This is a genomic window from Streptomyces liangshanensis (assembly GCF_011694815.1).
Classification (GTDB): domain Bacteria; phylum Actinomycetota; class Actinomycetes; order Streptomycetales; family Streptomycetaceae; genus Streptomyces; species Streptomyces liangshanensis.
Window position 1 is genome coordinate 5,480,415 of sequence record NZ_CP050177.1, and the last position, 18,357, is coordinate 5,498,771.

The 18,357-nt window shown below is 71.6% G+C and carries 21 protein-coding genes; 16 read left to right on the top strand and 5 right to left on the bottom strand.

Annotated features, from left to right (window positions below):
• Positions 1–37: 37 nt before the first annotated feature.
• The 12 genes from HA039_RS23745 to HA039_RS23800 all read left to right on the top strand — a co-directional run bounded on the left by HA039_RS23745 (position 38) and on the right by HA039_RS23800 (position 9,975).
• A complete protein-coding gene (locus HA039_RS23745; protein ID WP_167033198.1) occupies positions 38–1,114 on the top strand; it encodes a nitronate monooxygenase in 1,077 nt (358 codons plus the stop codon).
• On the top strand, positions 1,111–1,860 hold the full coding sequence (locus HA039_RS23750) for a 16S rRNA (uracil(1498)-N(3))-methyltransferase (RefSeq protein ID WP_167033200.1): 750 nt from the start codon (positions 1,111–1,113) through the stop codon (positions 1,858–1,860). The genes HA039_RS23745 and HA039_RS23750 overlap by 4 nt, the downstream gene beginning before the upstream one ends.
• Before the next feature lie 91 nt (positions 1,861–1,951).
• The gene (locus tag HA039_RS23755; RefSeq protein ID WP_167033203.1) at positions 1,952–2,311 is read left to right on the top strand and encodes a histidine triad nucleotide-binding protein; all 360 of its coding nucleotides are present in this window, start codon (positions 1,952–1,954) and stop codon (positions 2,309–2,311) included.
• Positions 2,312–2,316: 5 nt separating this feature from the next.
• Positions 2,317–3,225, top strand: coding sequence for a ribonuclease Z (locus HA039_RS23760; protein WP_167033205.1), 909 nt, complete (start codon positions 2,317–2,319; stop codon positions 3,223–3,225).
• Positions 3,226–3,379: 154 nt separating this feature from the next.
• On the top strand, positions 3,380–4,501 hold the full coding sequence (locus HA039_RS23765) for a carbohydrate kinase family protein (protein WP_167033207.1): 1,122 nt from the start codon (positions 3,380–3,382) through the stop codon (positions 4,499–4,501).
• A 177-nt stretch (positions 4,502–4,678) separates the two neighbouring features.
• Positions 4,679–5,710 carry a PhoH family protein gene (locus HA039_RS23770; protein WP_167033209.1) on the top strand — a complete coding sequence of 344 codons (1,032 nt, stop codon included), beginning with the start codon at positions 4,679–4,681 and terminating at the stop codon, positions 5,708–5,710.
• Positions 5,711–5,761: 51 nt separating this feature from the next.
• On the top strand, positions 5,762–6,259 hold the full coding sequence (ybeY, locus tag HA039_RS23775; protein ID WP_167033211.1) for an rRNA maturation RNase YbeY: 498 nt from the start codon (positions 5,762–5,764) through the stop codon (positions 6,257–6,259).
• On the top strand, positions 6,256–7,545 hold the full coding sequence (locus HA039_RS23780; protein ID WP_167037489.1) for a hemolysin family protein: 1,290 nt from the start codon (positions 6,256–6,258) through the stop codon (positions 7,543–7,545). Before ybeY ends, HA039_RS23780 begins: the two co-directional genes overlap by 4 nt.
• Before the next feature lie 29 nt (positions 7,546–7,574).
• Positions 7,575–7,934: an MmcQ/YjbR family DNA-binding protein gene (locus HA039_RS23785; RefSeq protein WP_167037492.1), complete on the top strand. Its 360-nt coding sequence runs from the start codon at positions 7,575–7,577 to the stop codon at positions 7,932–7,934.
• A gap of 23 nt (positions 7,935–7,957) precedes the next feature.
• Positions 7,958–8,323, top strand: coding sequence for a cytidine/deoxycytidylate deaminase family protein (locus tag HA039_RS23790; protein WP_167033213.1), 366 nt, complete (start codon positions 7,958–7,960; stop codon positions 8,321–8,323).
• Positions 8,324–8,408: 85 nt separating this feature from the next.
• The gene (gene era, locus HA039_RS23795) at positions 8,409–9,371 is read left to right on the top strand and encodes a GTPase Era (protein WP_167033215.1); all 963 of its coding nucleotides are present in this window, start codon (positions 8,409–8,411) and stop codon (positions 9,369–9,371) included.
• Between the two features lie 118 nt (positions 9,372–9,489).
• A complete protein-coding gene (locus tag HA039_RS23800; RefSeq protein WP_167033217.1) occupies positions 9,490–9,975 on the top strand; it encodes a TetR-like C-terminal domain-containing protein in 486 nt (161 codons plus the stop codon).
• Here the strand turns inward: HA039_RS23800 and HA039_RS23805 are convergent.
• Positions 9,949–10,215 (bottom strand): protealysin inhibitor emfourin, encoded by a 267-nt coding sequence (locus HA039_RS23805; RefSeq protein WP_167033220.1) that lies wholly within the window; start codon positions 10,213–10,215, stop codon positions 9,949–9,951. The two genes, HA039_RS23800 and HA039_RS23805, sit on opposite strands and share 27 nt — an antisense overlap.
• Positions 10,216–10,274: 59 nt before the next feature.
• Complete coding sequence (locus HA039_RS23810; RefSeq protein WP_167033223.1) at positions 10,275–11,345, bottom strand: M4 family metallopeptidase; 1,071 nt, start codon at positions 11,343–11,345, stop codon at positions 10,275–10,277.
• 279 nt (positions 11,346–11,624) lie between these two features.
• Between HA039_RS23810 and leuA the strand changes: the two genes are divergently transcribed.
• The 4 genes from leuA (at position 11,625) to HA039_RS23830 (ending at position 15,949) form a co-directional block, all read left to right on the top strand.
• Positions 11,625–13,394 (top strand): 2-isopropylmalate synthase, encoded by a 1,770-nt coding sequence (leuA, locus tag HA039_RS23815; protein WP_167033225.1) that lies wholly within the window; start codon positions 11,625–11,627, stop codon positions 13,392–13,394.
• Positions 13,395–13,569: 175 nt separating this feature from the next.
• Complete coding sequence (locus tag HA039_RS23820; RefSeq protein WP_167033228.1) at positions 13,570–14,265, top strand: TerB family tellurite resistance protein; 696 nt, start codon at positions 13,570–13,572, stop codon at positions 14,263–14,265.
• Positions 14,266–14,322: 57 nt separating this feature from the next.
• On the top strand, positions 14,323–15,072 hold the full coding sequence (gene recO / locus HA039_RS23825; protein ID WP_167033230.1) for a DNA repair protein RecO: 750 nt from the start codon (positions 14,323–14,325) through the stop codon (positions 15,070–15,072).
• Positions 15,073–15,103: 31 nt separating this feature from the next.
• Positions 15,104–15,949 carry an isoprenyl transferase gene (locus tag HA039_RS23830; protein WP_167033232.1) on the top strand — a complete coding sequence of 282 codons (846 nt, stop codon included), beginning with the start codon at positions 15,104–15,106 and terminating at the stop codon, positions 15,947–15,949.
• A 59-nt stretch (positions 15,950–16,008) separates the two neighbouring features.
• On the opposite strand, the gene HA039_RS23835 is transcribed toward HA039_RS23830, so the two are convergent.
• The 3 genes from HA039_RS23835 to HA039_RS23845 form a co-directional block, all read right to left on the bottom strand.
• The gene (locus tag HA039_RS23835) at positions 16,009–16,449 is read right to left on the bottom strand and encodes a Fur family transcriptional regulator (RefSeq protein ID WP_167033234.1); all 441 of its coding nucleotides are present in this window, start codon (positions 16,447–16,449) and stop codon (positions 16,009–16,011) included.
• A gap of 73 nt (positions 16,450–16,522) precedes the next feature.
• Positions 16,523–17,497, bottom strand: coding sequence for a metal ABC transporter permease (locus HA039_RS23840; RefSeq protein ID WP_167033237.1), 975 nt, complete (start codon positions 17,495–17,497; stop codon positions 16,523–16,525).
• Entirely contained in the window at positions 17,497–18,345 is an 849-nt protein-coding gene (locus tag HA039_RS23845) for a metal ABC transporter ATP-binding protein (protein ID WP_167037495.1), read from the bottom strand. Before HA039_RS23845 ends, HA039_RS23840 begins: the two co-directional genes overlap by 1 nt.
• Between the last annotated feature and the right edge of the window lie 12 nt (positions 18,346–18,357).

Here is an 18,357-nt window from a genome sequence, read left to right on the forward strand (position 1 = left end):
TTCGGAGCTCGGAGAGCGGCATGGCACCATGCTTCGCATGTCCTCCGCACTGACCGACCTCTGCCGGTACCCCATCGTGCAGGCCCCCATGGCGGGCGGTGCCTCCACCCCGCAGCTCGCCGCGGCCGTCTCCGACGCCGGGGGGCTCGGCTTCCTCGCCGCCGGGTACAAATCGGTCGATGTCATGTACGAGGAGATCAAGCACCTGCGTGGTCTCACCTCGCGCCCCTTCGGCGTGAACCTCTTCATGCCCCAGCCGCAGTACGCGGACGCCGGGGTCGTGGAGGTCTACCGCAACCAGCTCGCCGGTGAGGCCACCTGGTACGAGACCCCCCTCGGCGACCCGGAGAGCGGCCGCGACGACGGGTACGAGGCGAAGCTCGCGATCCTGCTGGACGACCCGGTGCCGGTCGTCTCGTTCACCTTCGGCTGCCCCACCCGTACGACCCTCGACGCCTTCGCGAAGGTCGGCACGCTCACCGTCGTCACCGTCACCACCCCGGAGGAGGCCCAGACCGCCCAGTGGTCCGGCGCCGACGTGGTCTGCGTCCAGGGCATCGAGGCCGGCGGACACCAGGGCACCCACCGCGACGACCCGGAGAACGACGGCGTGGGCCTCGGCCTGCTCTCGCTGCTCGCCCTGGTCAAGGAGACCGTCGACCTCCCGGTCATCGCGACCGGCGGCATCATGCGCGGCGGCCAGATCGCCGCGGTCCTCGCGGCGGGCGCCGAGGCCGCGCAGCTCGGCACCGCGTTCCTGGTGTGCCCCGAGTCCGGCGCGAGCGACCTGCACAAGGACGCCATGACCAACCCGCTGTTCGTACGGACGCAGCTCACGCGCGCGTTCTCCGGCCGCCCCGCCCGGGGCCTCGTCAACCGCTTCATGAGCGAGCACGGCAAGTACGCCCCCGCCGCCTACCCCGAGGTGCACCACCTCACCTCCGGACTGCGCAAGGCCGCGGCCAAGGTCGGCGACGCCCAGGGCATGGCGCTGTGGGCCGGACAGGGCCACCGCCTGGCCCGGGACCTGCCGGCCGCGACCCTGGTCAACGTCCTCGTCACCGAGTTCGAGACGGCCGTCGAGACCCTCGGCCGGCCGGGCAACGCCTCGTGACCGCCCCGGTGTTCGTGGTGGACGGCTTCGACGCCGGACCCGCCGGACGCTTCGTCCTGGACGGCCCCGAGGGGCGGCACGCCGTGGCCGTGAAGCGGCTGCACGCCGGCGAGGACGTCGTCCTGACCGACGGCAGGGGCCGCTGGGCGGACGCCGTGGTGCTCGGGACCGAGGGCAAGGACCGGCTGATCGTCCAGCTCGACGCGTACGCCGAGGAACCGCCCGGGAGCCCGCACATCACCGTCGTCCAGGCCCTGCCCAAGGGCGACCGGGGCGAGGTGGCCGTCGAGACCATGACGGAGACCGGCGTGGACGCCGTCGTCCCGTGGTCGGCCTCCCGGTGCGTCACGCGGTGGAACGGGGAGCGCGGGGCCAAGGCGCTCGCCAAGTGGCGGTCCACGGCCCGGGAGTCGGGGAAGCAGTCGCGTCGGGTGCGGTTCCCCGAGGTGGCGGACGCGATGACCACGAAGCAGGTCGCCGCGCTGCTGGCGACGGCCGACTTCGCCGCCGTCCTGCACGAGGACCGGGACGCCGCGAGCGCCGCGCTGGCCTCGGCCGACCTGCCCCGCGAGGGGTCGGTGGTCCTGGTCGTCGGGCCCGAAGGGGGCGTGTCCCCCGAGGAGTTGGCGGCCTTCGCGGCGGTGGGGGCGAAGCCGTACCGGCTGGGCCGCAGTGTGCTGCGTACGTCCACGGCGGGGACGGCGGCGGTGGCCGTGGTCATGTCCCGTACCGGCCGCTGGTCCTGATCCGTACGGCTCCCGCCCGCTAGCATGGGCGGTTCGTGATCGCCGTCGTCACCGACACCGTCATCGCCGGATTCGAGGAGGGCCAGGACCCATGGCCGGAGAACCACAGGCCGACTGCCTGTTCTGCAAGATCGTGGCGGGGGACGTGCCGGCCACCGTGGTCCGCGAGACGGCGACCACCGTCGCCTTCCGGGACATCCACCCGCAGGCCCCCACCCACGTGCTCGTCATCCCCCGGGTGCACTACCCGGACGCGGCCTCGCTCGCCGCCGCCGAACCGCAGGTCGCCGCCGACGTGCTGGCCGAGGCCGGGGCCGTAGCCGCCGCCGAGAAGGCCGACGCGACCGGCTACCGGATCGTGTTCAACACCGGCAGCGGCGCCGGCCAGACCGTCTTCCACGCGCACGCCCACCTGCTGGGCGGCCGGGGTCTCAACTGGCCCCCTGGATAACCGCCTTGTCCGTACGGGAACTGGTCGTCCTGGGCACCGCCAGCCAGGTGCCCACACGCCACCGCAACCACAACGGCTATCTGCTGCGCTGGGACGGCGAGGGCCTGCTCTTCGACCCGGGCGAGGGCACCCAGCGGCAGATGCTCCGCGCCGGGGTCGCCGCGCACGACATCAACCGCATCTGCGTCACGCACTTCCACGGAGACCACGCGCTCGGGCTGGCCGGGGTGATCCAGCGGATCAACCTCGACCGGGTCCCGCACCCGCTCACCGCGCACTACCCGGCGAGCGGGCAGCACTTCTTCGAACGGCTGCGGTACGCGACGGCCTACCGCGAGACCGTCCGGCTCACCGAGGCGCCGGTCACCGGCGACGGCGTCCTCGCGCGGACCGCCGCGTACACGCTGGAGGCACACGTCCTCTCGCACCCCGTCGAGTCGTACGGCTACCGCCTCACCGAGCCCGACGGGCGCCGGATGCTGCCGGAGCGGCTGGCCGCGCACGGCATCAAGGGCCCGGACGTCGGCCGCCTCGCCCGGGACGGCGTCCTGGGCGGGGTCACGCTCGACGAGGTCAGTGAGATCCGTACCGGACAGCGCTTCGCGTTCGTCATGGACACCCGGCTCTGCGACGGCGTGCACACGCTCGCCGAGGGGTGCGACATGCTGGTGATCGAGTCGACGTTCCTGGACGAGGACGAGACCCTCGCCACCGACCACGGCCACCTCACGGCGGGCCAGGCGGGGCGGGTGGCGCGGGACGCGGGCGTACGGCACCTGGTGCTCACCCACTTCTCACAGCGGTACGGCGACCCGGAGGCGTTCGCGCGGCAGGCGCGGGCGGCGGGCTTCACCGGCGAACTGACCGTGGCGGCCGACCTGGTACGGGTCCCGCTCCCGCGACGCGGCGCCTGACCGCCGTACCGCGCCCGACCCCGCCCCCGACGGCCTGAAATGGACGGTCCGTCCCCGCCTCCCGGGACACGGAAGCGCCCCGGACCGGCCAACCTGCCGCCACGCCGCGCATCGGGCAGACTGTCCGGATCCGCACGCGACCGGGGAGCACGCCGTGACCACATCCACCCCACCCGCCGGAGATCCGCAGGACCGGACCGCCGCCGTCGACCCGCTCGGCGGGCTGCGCGCCCCGGACGATCCGCGGTGCGACGTCTACCTCACGGGCACGGTCTTCCTCGACATCGTCTTCACCGGCCTGGCCGCCGCCCCCGTGCGCGGCACCGAGTCCTGGGCGCGGGGGATGGGCTCCAGCCCCGGCGGGATCGCCAACATGGCCACCGCCCTGGCCCGCCTCGGACTGCGGACCTCGCTCGCCGCCGCGTTCGGCGACGACCACTACGGGGAGTACTGCTGGGACGCGCTGGAGCAGGGCGAGGGCATCGACCTGTCCGGGTCCCGCAAGGTCCCCGGCTGGCACTCGCCGGTCACCGTCTCCATGGCGTACGAGGGCGAGCGCACGATGGTCTCGCACGGCCACGAGGCCCCGCCGCCCGAGGGCGCCCTGCCCGAGTGCCCGCCGCGCGCCCGGGCCGCCATCGCCGCCCTGCTGCCGGGCCGCGGCGACCCCTGGATCGGCCGGGCCGCCTCCCACGGGTCGCTGATCTTCGCGGACGTCGGCTGGGACGACTCCGGCCGCTGGGACCTCGCCGGGCTCGTGGACCTGGAGCACTGCGAGGCGTTCCTGCCCAACGCCGCGGAGGCGATGCGCTACACCCGGACCGACGACCCCAGGAAGGCCGCCTGGAAGCTGGCCGAGAAGGTGCCGGTCGCCGTGGTCACGCTGGGCGCGGAGGGCGCGTACGCCGTGGACGGGCGCACCGGCGAGAGCGCGCGGGTCCCCGCCATCGCGGTGGAGGCCCTCGACCCGACCGGCGCGGGGGACGTCTTCGTGGCCGGGTTCGTCACCGGTACGCTCGCCGGCTGGCCGCTCGCGGACCGGCTCGCGTTCGCCGGGCTGACCGCCGCGCTGTCGGTGCAGGAGTTCGGCGGGTCGCTCTCCGCGCCCGGCTGGTCGGAGGTGGCGACCTGGTGGCGGTCGGTGCAGGGGGTCGCCGACCAAGACCCGGCGGCGCTGCGGCGGTACGGCTTCCTGGAGGACCTGCTGCCCGCGCCGAGCAGGCCGTGGCCGCTGCGCAGGGCCGTACCGACCATCGGGTTCGGCAGCGTCGGCTGACGGGTCGCGGCGGGGTGCCGTCCGGGGGCGTGGCGGGGCGCGGGGAAAGGGCGCGTCGAAGGCGCGCGGAAAAGTCCTACGGTGTTGTCGGTGCGGAGTCGTAGGCTGGTGGTCCAGAGGTTGTCGAGCGGCGAGAACCCTGCAACGGGAGGTATGTGCAGGCCACAGTGCCGGCCCATGACTCAGACACCTACAGACCCGACCCCCGCACCGGCGCAGGCGCGTGCCCAGTTCACCGTCCCCGACAGCCACCCGATGGTGATGGTCCTGGGTTCGAGGGATTCCCTGCTGCGTGTGATCGAGAAGGCGTTCCCGGCCGCAGACATCCATGTCCGGGGAAACGAGATCAGTGCCACAGGCAGCGCGACGGACGTCGCGCTCGTCCAGCGCCTGCTCGACGAGATGATGCTGGTGCTCCGCACCGGTCAGCCGATGACGGAGGACGCAGTGGAACGTTCCATCGCCATGCTCAGGGCGAGCGAGAACGGCGGGGCCGACGGCGAGGAGACCCCCGCCGAGGTGCTCACGCAGAACATCGTGTCCAGTCGTGGACGCACGATCCGCCCCAAGACCCTCAACCAGAAGCGGTATGTCGACGCGATCGACAAGAACACGATCGTCTTCGGCATCGGCCCCGCCGGCACGGGCAAGACCTATCTGGCCATGGCCAAGGCGGTCCAGGCCCTCCAGTCGAAGCAGGTCAGCCGCATCATCCTGACCAGGCCCGCCGTCGAGGCGGGGGAGCGGCTCGGCTTCCTGCCGGGGACGCTCTACGAGAAGATCGACCCGTACCTGCGCCCGCTCTACGACGCGCTGCACGACATGCTCGACCCCGAGTCGATCCCCCGCCTGATGGCGGCGGGCACGATCGAGGTCGCGCCGCTGGCGTACATGCGCGGCCGCACCCTGAACGACGCGTTCATCATCCTGGACGAGGCGCAGAACACCAGCCCCGAGCAGATGAAGATGTTCCTCACCCGCCTCGGCTTCGAGTCGAAGATCGTGATCACGGGTGACGTCACGCAGGTGGACCTCCCGGGCGGCACGAAGAGCGGTCTGCGGCAGGTGCAGGACATCCTCGAAGGGGTCGAGGACGTGCACTTCTCCCGGCTGACGTCGGAGGATGTCGTACGGCACAAGCTCGTCGGCCGTATCGTCGACGCCTACGAGCAGTACGACAGCCGCAACGGCAACGAACAGCACCGCTGAACCCGCTGGACGAGGCCCGCGCGGCACTAACCGGGAGAGTCACACCGCACCATGTCGATCGACGTCAACAACGAGTCAGGCACCGAGGTCGACGAGCAGGCGATTCTCGACGTCGCCCGCTACGCGCTCACCCGGATGCGCATCCACCCGCTCTCCGAGCTGTCGGTGATCGTGGTGGACGAGGCCGCGATGGAGCAGTTGCACCTCCAGTGGATGGACCTGCCGGGTCCCACGGATGTCATGTCCTTCCCGATGGACGAGCTGCGTCCGCCGGCCAAGGACGACGAGGAGCCCCCGCAGGGGCTCCTCGGTGACATCGTGCTCTGCCCCGAGGTGGCCAAGAAGCAGGGCGAGGAGGCCCCGACGCGGCACTCCATGGACGAGGAGCTCCAACTCCTCACCGTCCACGGGGTGCTGCACCTCCTCGGGTACGACCACGAGGTGCCGGACGAGAAGGCCGAGATGTTCGGCCTCCAGGCCGCGATCGTCGACGGGTGGCGGTCCGAGCACGGGCTCGAAGGGCCCTCGCCCGCGCCGACCGTCTCGTGACCGCCCAACTGATCGTCGGGGCCGTCGCCCTGGTCGTCGTCGCCTGGCTGGCGGCGTCGGCCGAGGCGGGGCTCGCCCGCGTCTCCAGCTTCCGGGCGGCCGAGGCCGTCCGGTCCGGGCGCCGGGGCGCGGCCAAGCTCGCCCAGATCGCCGCCGACCCCACGCGCTACCTGAACGTCGCCCTGCTGGTGCGCGTCGCCTGCGAGATGGCCGCCGGGGTGCTCGTCACGTACGTCTGCCTGAACGGGTTCGACCAGACGTGGGTGGCGCTGGTCGTCGCGATCGGCGTCATGGTCCTGGTGTCGTACGTCGCGGTGGGGGTCTCGCCGCGCACGATCGGCCGCCAGCACCCGCTGAACGTGGCCACGGCGTCCGCGTACGTGCTGCTGCCGTTGGCCAGGGTCATGGGCCCGATCCCGCAGCTGCTGATCCTCCTCGGCAACGCGCTCACGCCCGGCAAGGGCTTCCGCAAGGGGCCGTTCGCCAGTGAGGCCGAGCTGCGCGCGATGGTCGACCTGGCCGAGCAGGAGTCCCTGATCGAGGACGACGAGCGCCGGATGGTGCACTCCGTCTTCGAGCTGGGGGACACGCTCGTGCGCGAGGTGATGGTGCCGCGCACGGATCTGGTCGCCATCGAGCGGTCCAAGACGATCCGTCAGGCGCTGACCCTGGCGCTGCGCTCCGGTTTCTCGCGCATCCCGGTCACGGGGGAGAACGAGGACGACATCGTCGGGATCGTCTACCTCAAGGACCTGGTGCGGAAGACCCACATCAACCGGGACTCGGAGGCCGACCTCGTCTCGACGGCGATGCGCCCGGCGGCCTTCGTCCCGGACACGAAGAACGCGGGCGACCTGCTGCGCGAGATGCAGCAGGAGCGCAGCCACGTGGCCGTGGTCATCGACGAGTACGGCGGTACGGCCGGGATCGTCACGATCGAGGACATCCTGGAGGAGATCGTCGGGGAGATCACGGACGAGTACGACCGTGAGCTGCCCCCGGTCGAGGAGATCGGCGACGGCTCGTACCGGGTCACAGCCCGGCTCGACATCGGGGACCTCGGGGAGCTGTTCGGGCTCGACGCGTTCGACGACGAGGACGTGGAGACGGTCGGCGGGCTGCTCGCGAAGGCGCTGGGCCGGGTGCCGATCGCCGGGGCGAGCGCGGAGGTCGACCTGCCGGACGGGCGGACGCTGCGGCTGACGGCGGAGTCGCCGGCGGGTCGCCGGAACAAGATCGTGACGGTCCTGGCGGAGCCGCAGCCGGCGCGGCAGCCGAACCCGTGACGGCAGCCGAGCCCGCGTCCTCCCCCGGCATGACGGCGGACGAGGTGCGGGCCTGCTGCCTGGAGTTGAACGGGACGTCGTCCGACGTCCCGTTCCCCGGCAGCCCCGGCCTGACCGTCTTCCGCGTCGGCGGCAAGATCTTCGCGTTCTGCGCCCCCGAGGAGCGCCCGCTCAAGATCTCGCTCAAGTGCGATCCCGAGGAGGCGGTCCGCCTGCGGGCGGCCCACCCCGAGATCGCCCCCGGCTGGCACCTCAACAAGCGCCACTGGAACACGGTGACGGTCGCGGGCCTGCCCGCCCGGATGGTCCGCGAACTGATCGAGGACTCGTACGACCTGGTCGTCGCCGGCCTCCCCAGGGCGGACCGGCTCCGGCTCGACCGCCCCTGAGAGCGATCTCCTATGCTCACCCCATGACGCAGAGCACCGGCCCCGGTCCCGATCTCGACCCCGAGGACCGCAAGATCATCACGCTGGCCCGCAGCGCCCGCGCCCGCAACGGCGTGCCCGAGGGCGCGGCCGTACGGGACAACACCGGCAGGACGTACGTGGCCGGCACGGTCGACCTCCCCTCCCTCAAGCTCAGCGCCCTCAGGACGGCCGTCGCGATGGCGGTCGCCAGCGGAGCCGACTCCCTGGAGGCCGCGGCGGTCGTCTCGGAGTCCACCACCGTCCCCGACGAGGACCGCGCCGCGGTACGCGACCTCGGCGGTGACCTGACGCCCGTGCTGCTCGCGGGCCCCGACGGCGTCCCCCGCGTCACGGTCCAGGCCGGCTGACGGCGGGGCGTCGCCCTCCCGTTGCCGGGCGCCCGGGGCGCGTCCCGTCGGTGGCTGGTCGGCGGGGCGTGCGGGATCGGGGAGAATGGGCGCCATGAGCGCTCGTACCCCCTCTTCGTCCGAGGCACCCGAAGCCCCTCACCGGGCCGGCTTCGCCTGCTTCGTCGGCCGCCCCAACGCGGGCAAGTCCACCCTCACGAACGCTCTGGTCGGTCAGAAGGTGGCCATCACCTCGAACCGGCCCCAGACCACCCGCCACACCGTCCGGGGCATCGTCCACCGGCCGGAGGCGCAGCTGATCCTGGTCGACACCCCCGGCCTCCACAAGCCGCGCACACTGCTCGGCGAGCGCCTCAACGACGTCGTGCGCGCCACCTGGTCCGAGGTCGACGTGATCGGCTTCTGCCTGCCCGCCGACCAGAAGCTCGGCCCCGGCGACCGGTTCATCGCCAAGGAACTGGCCGGGATCAAGAAGACGCCGAAGGTCGCCGTCGTCACCAAGACCGACCTGGTCGAGTCCAGGACCCTCGCCGAGCAGCTCATCGCCATCGACCAGCTCGGCAAGGAGATCGGCCTGGAGTGGGCCGAGATCGTCCCGGTGTCGGCGGTCGGCGACCAGCAGGTCGGTCTCCTCGCCGACCTCCTCGTCCCGCTGCTCCCCGTGAGCCCGCCGCTCTACCCGGAGGGCGACCTCACGGACGAGCCCGAGATGGTCATGGTCGCCGAGCTGATCCGGGAAGCCGCGCTGGAAGGCGTACGGGACGAGCTGCCGCACTCGATCGCGGTGGTCGTCGAGGAGATGCTGCCGCGCGAGGACCGCCCGGCGGACAAGCCGCTGCTCGACATCCACGCCAACGTCTACATCGAGCGGCCCAGTCAGAAGGGCATCATCATCGGCCCGAAGGGCAAGCGGCTCAAGGAGGTCGGGACGAAGTCCCGCAAGCACATCGAGGCGCTGCTCGGTACGCCGGTCTTCCTCGACCTGCACGTCAAGGTCGCCAAGGACTGGCAGCGCGACCCGAAGCAGCTGCGCAAGCTGGGCTTCTGAGGTCCCGGGGGCCGGACTCCCGGCCGCTCCGGAGGGCGGACACGGAACCTTCCGGGGAAGTGGTCCCGTATCCGGGCACCCTGCCCTGTCGGCCCGATATGCCGATATTCTGATTGTCGTGTCGACCACTGATCCCACCGACGTCCTGCGCGAGGGGTTCGCACGTTTCCTGGAGCGGCTGCGGGAGGTCGACGAGGACGAGGACGACCCGGTCGCCGAGCTGTTCGCGCTCTGCCGCGCGTACCGGGAGTTCGCCCTCACCGAACCCGACGTCTACGCCGTGCTGTTCGGCGGCTCGGGACTCTCCGGCTTCCAACCGGGCGTCGCGCACCGGGAGATGGGTCTGTACGTGCTCCGCGTGCCGAACGGCGCGATCCAGCGCGCGGTCGCGGCGGGCCGGTTCCGTCAGGCCGACGAAGGCCTGCTCGTCCGCCGACTGTGGTGCCTGCTGCACGGGATGGCCGAGCTGGAGCGGACCGGGTACCTCCCCGGGCGGTACGGCCACCGGGCCTTCCTGGACGCCGCCGTACGGGACTTCGCGGTCGGCGCGGGCGACACCTTCGAGGCGGCGACGGCGTCAGGCGCCTTCCTTGAGGACGCGTGACACGAGCGCGCGCTGCGCGTCGGACAGGTGCGGGTCCGCGCAGCGGAAGACGCGGCCGTCGACCGTGACCGTATAGCTGAAACCGTCGGGCACGACCGACCGGGGCGCTTCCCGGGCGTCGGCCAGCGCCTGTTCGGCGAGGGCCCGCCAGCCCGCCGCGTCGGGCAGGGCCGAGATGTCGATCCCGGCCCTGCGCTCGATGCCCGCGAAACCGCCTGTGCGCCGTACGTCGATCCGCATGGGTCCTGTCTAACGCAACCGGGGCGCCCGTGGGGAGGGCGACGCACCCCGGGCGCCGCTCACGCCGTGCTGACCCCGACCTCCGTCCAGGCCTTCAGCACCGCCTCGTGCTCCGGCGTGCCGTCCCCGAAGCGGGTACGCGCCGCCGCGACCGTCTGCCCGGCGAACTCCGTGAAGTTCGCGTCGACCTCCAGGCCGCCGCCGGTCAGCACGTCGAACCAGATCTGCCCCGCCCGCTCCCAGGACTTCCCGCCGAGTTGCGTGGCGAGCAGGTGGAACGCCCGGTTGGGGATCCCGGAGTTGATGTGCACGCCGCCGTTGTCGCGTCCCGTCCGCACGTAGTCGTCCATCGACCCCGGCTGCGGGTCCTTGCCGAGGACGTCGTCGTCGTACGCGCTGCCCGGCTCCTTCATCGAGCGCAGGGCGACTCCCGAGACGCGCGGGGCGAGCAGCCCGGCGCCGATGAGCCAGTCCGCCTCGGCGGCCGTCTGGTCCAGCGTGTACTGCTTGACCAGGGAGCCGAAGACGTCGGACACGGACTCGTTGAGGGCGCCCGGCTGCCCGTAGTAGCTCAGGTTGGCGGTGTACTGCGTCAGGCCGTGGGCCAGTTCGTGCGCGATCACGTCGACCGGCAGCGTGAAGTCGAGGAAGATCTCCCCGTCCCCGTCGCCGAACACCATCTGCTCGCCGTCCCAGAACGCGTTCCCGTAGTCCTGGTCGTAGTGGACGCTCGCGACGAGCGGCAGCCCCGCGCCGTCCAGCGAGTCCCGCCCGTACGCCGACAGCAGCAGCTCGAACGTCGCGCCGAGCCCGCCGTACGCCCGGTTGACGGTGGCGTCCGTGCCCGGCTCGTCGCCCTCGGACCTGACCTTCCTGCCCGGCAGGGCCGTACGGTTCCCGCAGTCGTGGATGGTCCGCTCGGGCCGGCCGGTCGGCGCGTCGGGGGTCGCGGGGGCGCCCAGGGTGGTCGTGAGCGCGCGGCGCGTACGGCGCGCGGCGTCCGCCTCCAGGGTGCGGCGGGCGGGCCCGGAGAGGGCCGGGTCGTCGGCCCTGGCGAGTTTGTCGAGCACGTGCGGCGGCACGATCGTGCAGAAGACGGGGTGCGGGACTGCGGAACGGTTGGCATCCATGAGAGGAATGTGGCACCACGTGCGCGCTCTGTCACTCAATGCCACCATGATGGCTGAAATGGAGTGATCTGCCGGTATTCGGTCCCGCATACTGATACGGACGGTCCGGGGCGGGCCGCCTCGGATACAGTGCCAGGCATCATGCGTTACGGGCTGCTTCTCCTTAGCTGCCGCGGCGAGGGTCTGTAGTCGCAGGCCGACCCCCTCCCCGCGGAGTCTGGTGTTGCGGTTTTCCCGCCCCGTCGGCCGTCCCAGCGGACACACGAGGAGCCCTGCGCAATGTCTGAGCCTTCCGTCACTTCTGTCGGTCGCCCCACGCCCGTGACCAACGCGACCCACACCCAGAAGCCTTCCGGGATGCCGATTCACAAGTACGGCCGGTACGAGGCCGTGGCGATCCCGGACCGTACGTGGCCGGAGAAGCGGGTCACCACCGCGCCGCGCTGGCTGTCCACCGACCTGCGCGACGGCAATCAGGCGCTGATCGATCCGATGTCCCCGGCGCGCAAGCGGGAGATGTTCGATCTGCTGGTGCGGATGGGTTACAAGGAGATCGAGGTGGGTTTCCCGTCCTCGGGTGAGACCGACTTCGCGTTCGTGCGGTCGATCATCGAGGAAGGCGCGATCCCCGAGGACGTGACGATCTCCGTCCTGACCCAGGCCCGTGAGGAGCTGATCGAGCGCACGGTGGAGTCCCTGCGGGGCGCGCACCGGGCGACGGTGCATCTGTACAACGCGACCGCGCCCACCTTCCGCCGGGTGGTGTTCCGGGGGACGAAGGAGCAGGTCAGGCAGATCGCGGTGGACGGTACGCGGCTGGTGATGGAGTACGCGGAGAAGATCCTCGGCCCCGAGACGATCTTCGGCTACCAGTACAGCCCGGAGATCTTCACCGACACCGAGCTGGACTTCGCGCTGGAGGTCTGCGAGGCGGTCATGGACGTCTGGCAGCCGGAGGCCGGCCGCGAGATCATCCTCAACCTGCCGGCCACGGTGGAGCGTTCGACGCCCTCGACCCACGCGGACCGCTTCGAGTGGATGTCGCGGAACCTGTCGCGTCGTGAGTTCGTGTGCCTGTCGGTGCATCCGCACAACGACCGGGGTACGGCCGTCGCCGCCGCCGAGCTGGCGCTGATGGCCGGGGCCGACCGGATCGAGGGGTGTCTGTTCGGGCAGGGCGAGCGCACCGGCAACGTGGACCTGGTGACGCTGGGGATGAACCTCTTCTCCCAGGGCGTCGACCCGCAGATCGACTTCTCGCAGATCGACGAGATCCGGCGCACCAGTGAGTACTGCAACCAGATGGAGATCCACCCGCGGCATCCCTACGCGGGCGATCTGGTCTACACGTCGTTCTCGGGTTCGCATCAGGACGCGATCAAGAAGGGCTTCGACGCGATGGCCGCGGACGCGGCGGCCCGGGGGAAGGGTGTGGACGAGATCGAGTGGGCGGTGCCGTACCTGCCGATCGATCCGAAGGACGTGGGGCGGTCGTACGAGGCGGTCATCCGGGTCAACTCGCAGTCGGGGAAGGGTGGTGTGGCGTATGTCCTGAAGAACGGGCACAAGCTGGACCTGCCGCGGCGGATGCAGATCGAGTTCTCCCGGATCATCCAGAGCAAGACCGACGCCGAGGGCGGCGAGGTCACCCCGGGCCAGATCTGGTCCGTGTTCCAGGACGAGTACCTGCCCAACCCCGACAACCCCTGGGGCCGGATCCAGCTCACTTCCGGCCAGACCACGACCGGCACCGACGGCCAGGACACCCTGACCGTGCACGCCTCCGTGGACGGTACGGAAACGGTCCTGAGCGGCACCGGCAACGGCCCGATCTCCGCCTTCTTCGACGCCCTGGCCGCGGTCGGCGTGGACGCCAGGCTGCTGGACTACCAGGAGCACACCATGAGCGAGGGCGCGAGCGCCCAGGCCGCCTCGTACATCGAGTGCGCGATCGACGGAAAGGTCCTGTGGGGCATCGGGATCGACGCGAACACCACACGCGCGTCACTCAAGGCGGTCATTTCCGCGGTGAACCGCGCCGCGCGCTGATCCGGCCTCCGCACCCCGCTGACCTGAGGTTTCGCGAGCCCCGCCCACCCGGACCGGTGGGCGGGGTTCAGCCATTCATGGCGATCTCGCGCCGGGGTGCTGACGCCGCTTCGAAGATGTGGCTAACATCACGTCAACGCGGCAATGTTGCCGGAGCGTTACGGAGGTGCGCGACGTGCTGCCAGCTCAGGGATCAAGTGGCCGAAAAGTGCGCATCTGTGGCGTTCGTACGTCCTGGAACACAGTGGGCGACGGGGAGTTCTTCTGCCCCGACTGCGGAGGCGACCGCAACTACCGCCGCCGCACGGGCCGTCGCCGCTTCACGGTCCTCGGCGTGCCGCTACTGGCGCGCGGGACGGCGGGACCGGTCGTCGAATGCGCCGCCTGCCACGCCCACTTCGGTACGGACGTGCTCGACCACCCCACCACGGTCCGGTTCTCCGCGATGCTGCGCGACGCCGTCCACACGGTGGCGCTCGCCGTCCTGGTGGCCGGCGGCACCGCCTCCTCCACGGTCCGCGAGACGGCCGTCCACGCCGTCCGCGCGGCGGGCTTCGACGACTGCACGGAGGAGAAGCTGACGGACCTCGTGGAGGCCCTGGCGGCCGACACGGGCCGCTTCATCATCGACCCGGGCCCCTGCGGCGCCGCGCTCGCCATCGAGCTGCACGAGGCGCTGGAGCCGCTCGCACCGCACCTCGCCCAGCCGGGCCGGGAGTCGATCCTCGTCCAGGGCGCCAGGATCGCCCTCGCCGACGGCCCGTACATCCCGGCGGAACGCGAAGTGCTCGCCACGGTCGGCCGCGCCCTGCGCCTGTGCGTCGCGGACACGGAGAGACTCCTCCTGGCAGCGGCCCGCACACCGTCCTGACGGGCGTGAGCCGTCCCAGCGGCGGGGGAGCGCCCGTCGTACGGGACAATGGGGTCCATGAGTCTGTTCCGGGACGACGGCGTCGTGCTGCGCACCCAGAAGCTCGGTGAGGCCGACCGCATCATCACGCTTCTGACCCGTGGCCACGGGCGCGTCCGGGCCGTCGCCCGGGGAGTGCGGCGCACGAAGTCGAAGTTCGGGGCGCGGCTGGAGCCGTTCTCCCATGTCGACGTGCAGTTCTTCGCGCGCGGCAGCGAGCTGATCGGGCGCGGGCTGCCGCTCTGCACCCAGAGCGAGACCATCGCCCCGTACGGCGGCGGCATCGTCACCGACTACGCCCGCTACACCGCGGGCACGGCCATGCTGGAGACGGCGGAGCGGTTCACGGACCACGAGGGCGAGCCGGCCGTCCAGCAGTACCTGCTGCTCGTCGGCGGCCTGCGGACGCTCGCCCGCGGGGAGCACGCCCCCCACCTGATCCTGGACGCCTTCCTCCTGCGCTCCCTCGCCGTCAACGGCTACGCGCCGAGCTTCGACGACTGCGCGAAGTGCGGCCTCGCCGGACCGAACCGTTTCTTCTCGGTCGCGGCGGGTGGGGTCATATGCGGTGACTGCCGGGTGCCGGGCAGCGTCGTACCCTCTGCGGAGGCCGTCGTCCTGCTCAGCGCGCTGCTGACCGGCGACTGGGAGACGGCCGACGCGTGCGAGGCACGGCATGTCAGGGAGGGCAGCGGGCTGGTGTCCGCCTATCTGCACTGGCATCTGGAGCGCGGCCTGCGCTCACTCCGGTACGTGGAGAAGACCTGAAGAGCACCGCAGCACGAGGAGACAAGAGCGCATGGCACGACGCGGAATCCTGGGGCGTTCCCGCCGCGAGTACAAGACGCCGGAGCCGCACCCTTCGGGCGCGGTACCGCCGCAGATCCAGAGCGAGCTGATCCCGAAGCACGTCGCGTGCGTGATGGACGGGAACGGCCGCTGGGCCAAGGAGCGCGGCCTGCCGCGTACCGAGGGGCACAAGGTCGGCGAGGGGGTGGTCCTCGACGTCCTCAAGGGCTGCCTGGAGATGGGCGTCAAGAACCTCTCGCTGTACGCGTTCTCCACGGAGAACTGGAAGCGCACGCCCGACGAGGTGCGGTTCCTGATGAACTTCAACCGCGACGTCATCCGCCGCCGCCGCGACGAGATGGACGAGCTGGGCATCAGGATCCGCTGGGTCGGCCGGATGCCGAAGATGTGGAAGTCGGTGGTCCAGGAGCTCCAGGTGGCACAGGAGCAGACCAAGGACAACGATGCCATGACGCTGTACTTCTGCGTCAACTACGGCGGCCGGGCGGAGATCGCGGACGCGGCGCAGGCGCTGGCCAGGGACGTCGCGTCGGGCAAGCTCGACCCGTCCAAGGTCAACGAGAAGACCTTCGCCAAGTACCTGTACTACCCGGACATGCCGGACGTGGACCTCTTCCTGCGTCCGAGCGGTGAGCAGCGTACGTCCAACTACCTGATCTGGCAGAGCAGTTACGCCGAGATGGTCTTCCAGGACGTGCTGTGGCCCGACTTCGACCGGCGGGACCTGTGGCGGGCGTGCCTGGAATTCGCCTCACGGGACCGGCGGTTCGGCGGGGCGCTGCCCAACCTGTCGACGGGTGAGGACGACGAGATAGAGGAGCCGCAGGACAACTGAGCGGCGGGCGGGGCGGCGTACAGATCCGTGGGTCCGTACGCCCCCTCCGCGTCCGCTTCTCAGTTCTTGGCCGCCGCCGCCGCGCACTCCGCGCAGGTGCCGAAGATCTCCACCGTGTGCGCCACCGCCACGTACCCGTGCTGGGCGGCGATCGTCTCCGCCCACTGCTCGACGGCGGGGCCCTCGACCTCCACGGCCTTGCCGCAGATCCGGCAGACGAGATGGTGGTGGTGGTCGCCGGTCGAGCAGCGCCGGTAGACGGACTCGCCGTCGTTCGTCCGCAGGACGTCCACCTCGCCGGCGTCGGCGAGGGACTGGAGGGTGCGGTAGACGGTCGTCAGGCCGACCGAGTCGCCGCGGTGCTTGAGCATGTCGTGGAGCTCCTGCGCGCTGCGGAACTCGTCCACCTGGTCCAGCGCCGCCGCCACCGCGGCCCGCTGGCGGGTGGATCGGCCGCGCACGGGGGCCGTGCCCGCTCCATCGCCGGTCGCAGTCGTCACAGGTGCCTCCTTGCCTCTGCCCGTATCCGCCGGGCGTCGCCCGCTTACGTCGGGCCATTCTGCCAGCTCGCGGTCACACCGCGATGTCATCACCGGCCCGCCGGGCGCCTGGGACGGCCTTCACGGACCGTTCCGTGGCCGGTTCGGACCGGTTCCCCTCCGCCGTGCCCCCCACCGGGCTCTCCCGGGGTCCCTCCGCAGGTCCCTCCGGCGTTTCGCGCGCCGTCAGGGCCCGCGCCCGCCGTCTCGCCAGGGGGGTGGCGAGGACGGTCAGGACCACGAAGAGTCCGATGGCCAGCAATACGATTGTCGCGCCCGGCGGCACGTCCTGGTAGTACGAGGTGACCGTGCCGCCCACCGAGACCGTCGTCCCGATCACGACGGCCAGCACGAAGGTGACCGCGAACGACCGGGTGACCTGCTGGGCCGCCGCCACCGGCACCACCATCAGCGCGCTCACCAGCAGCAGCCCCACGACCCGCATGGCGACGGTGACGGTGACGGCCGCCGTGACGGCCACCAGCAGGTTCAGGGTCCGTACCGGCAGCCCGGTGACCCGGGCGAACTCCTCGTCCTGGCTGACCGCGAACAGCTGGCGCCGCAGCCCCACGGTGACCAGCACCACGAAGGCCGCGAGCACGGAGATCGAGATCACGTCCTGGGACGAGACCGTCGACAACGAGCCGAAGAGGAACGACAGCAGATTCGCGTTCGACCCGTTCGGCGCGAGGTTGATCAGCAGGACGCCGCCGGACATCCCGCCGTAGAAGAGCATGGCGAGCGCGATGTCGCCGCGGGTGCGGCCGTACGCCCGGATCAGTTCCATCGTGACCGCGCCGCCCACCGACACCAGCGTCGCCGTCCACACGGGGCTCCAGGACAGCAGGAAGCCCAGGCCGACGCCGGTGAGGGCGACGTGCCCGATGCCGTCGCCCATGAGCGCCTGGCGGCGCTGGACGAGGTAGATGCCGATGGCGGGGGCGGTGACGCCGATCAGCACGGCGGCGATCAGCGCGCGCTGCATGAACGGGGCCTGGAGGATTTCCATCAGCTCAGCAGTCCTGTACGGAGCGGCTCGCCGGCCGCGTGGGGGTGGACGTGGTCGTGGCCGGGCAGGGCGTGCTGGCCGACCGCCTTGGGCGGCGGCCCGTCGTGCAGGACGCAGCCTTCGCGCAGCACCACCGCGCGGTCGATGAGGGGCTCCAGCGGGCCCAGTTCGTGCAGGACGAGCAGCACCGTCGTACCGGCCGCGACCTGTTCGCGCAGGGTCGACGCGAGGATCTCCTGGCTGGCCAGGTCGACGCCGGCCATCGGCTCGTCCATGATCAGGAGTTCGGGTTCGGAGGCGAGCGCCCGGGCTATCAGCACGCGCTGGTACTGGCCGCCGGACAGCGCGTTCACGGAGTCCTTGGCCCGGTCGGCGAGGCCCACCAGCTCGATGACCCGCTCGACGGCCGCCCGGTCGGCCTTGCCGGGCCACCGCAGCCCCGTACGGGACAGGCGCCCGGCGGCGACGATCTCGCGGACCGTCGCGGGCACGCCGCCCTCGGCGGTGGTGCGCTGCGGTACGTACCCGACGCGCGACCAGTCGCGGAAGCGGCGCAGCGGGGTCGAGAACAGCGCGACCTCGCCGGCGGTGAGCGGGACCTGCCCGATCACCGCGCGGACGGCGGTGGACTTGCCGGAACCGTTGGCGCCGAGCAGGGCGACGACCTCGCCGTGGTGCACGGTGAGGTCGATGCCGCGCAGCACCGGGCGGGCGCCGAGGGTGGCCGTCGCGCCCCGCAGGGAGATGACGGGGGCGCCCGGGGCGTCCCGGCCCGCGGACCGCCGCTCGTCGTTCGCGTTCGCCTTCGCGGTTGCCTTCGCGTTCGCCTTCACGTTCACCGTCGCCATGCCGGTCGCCTC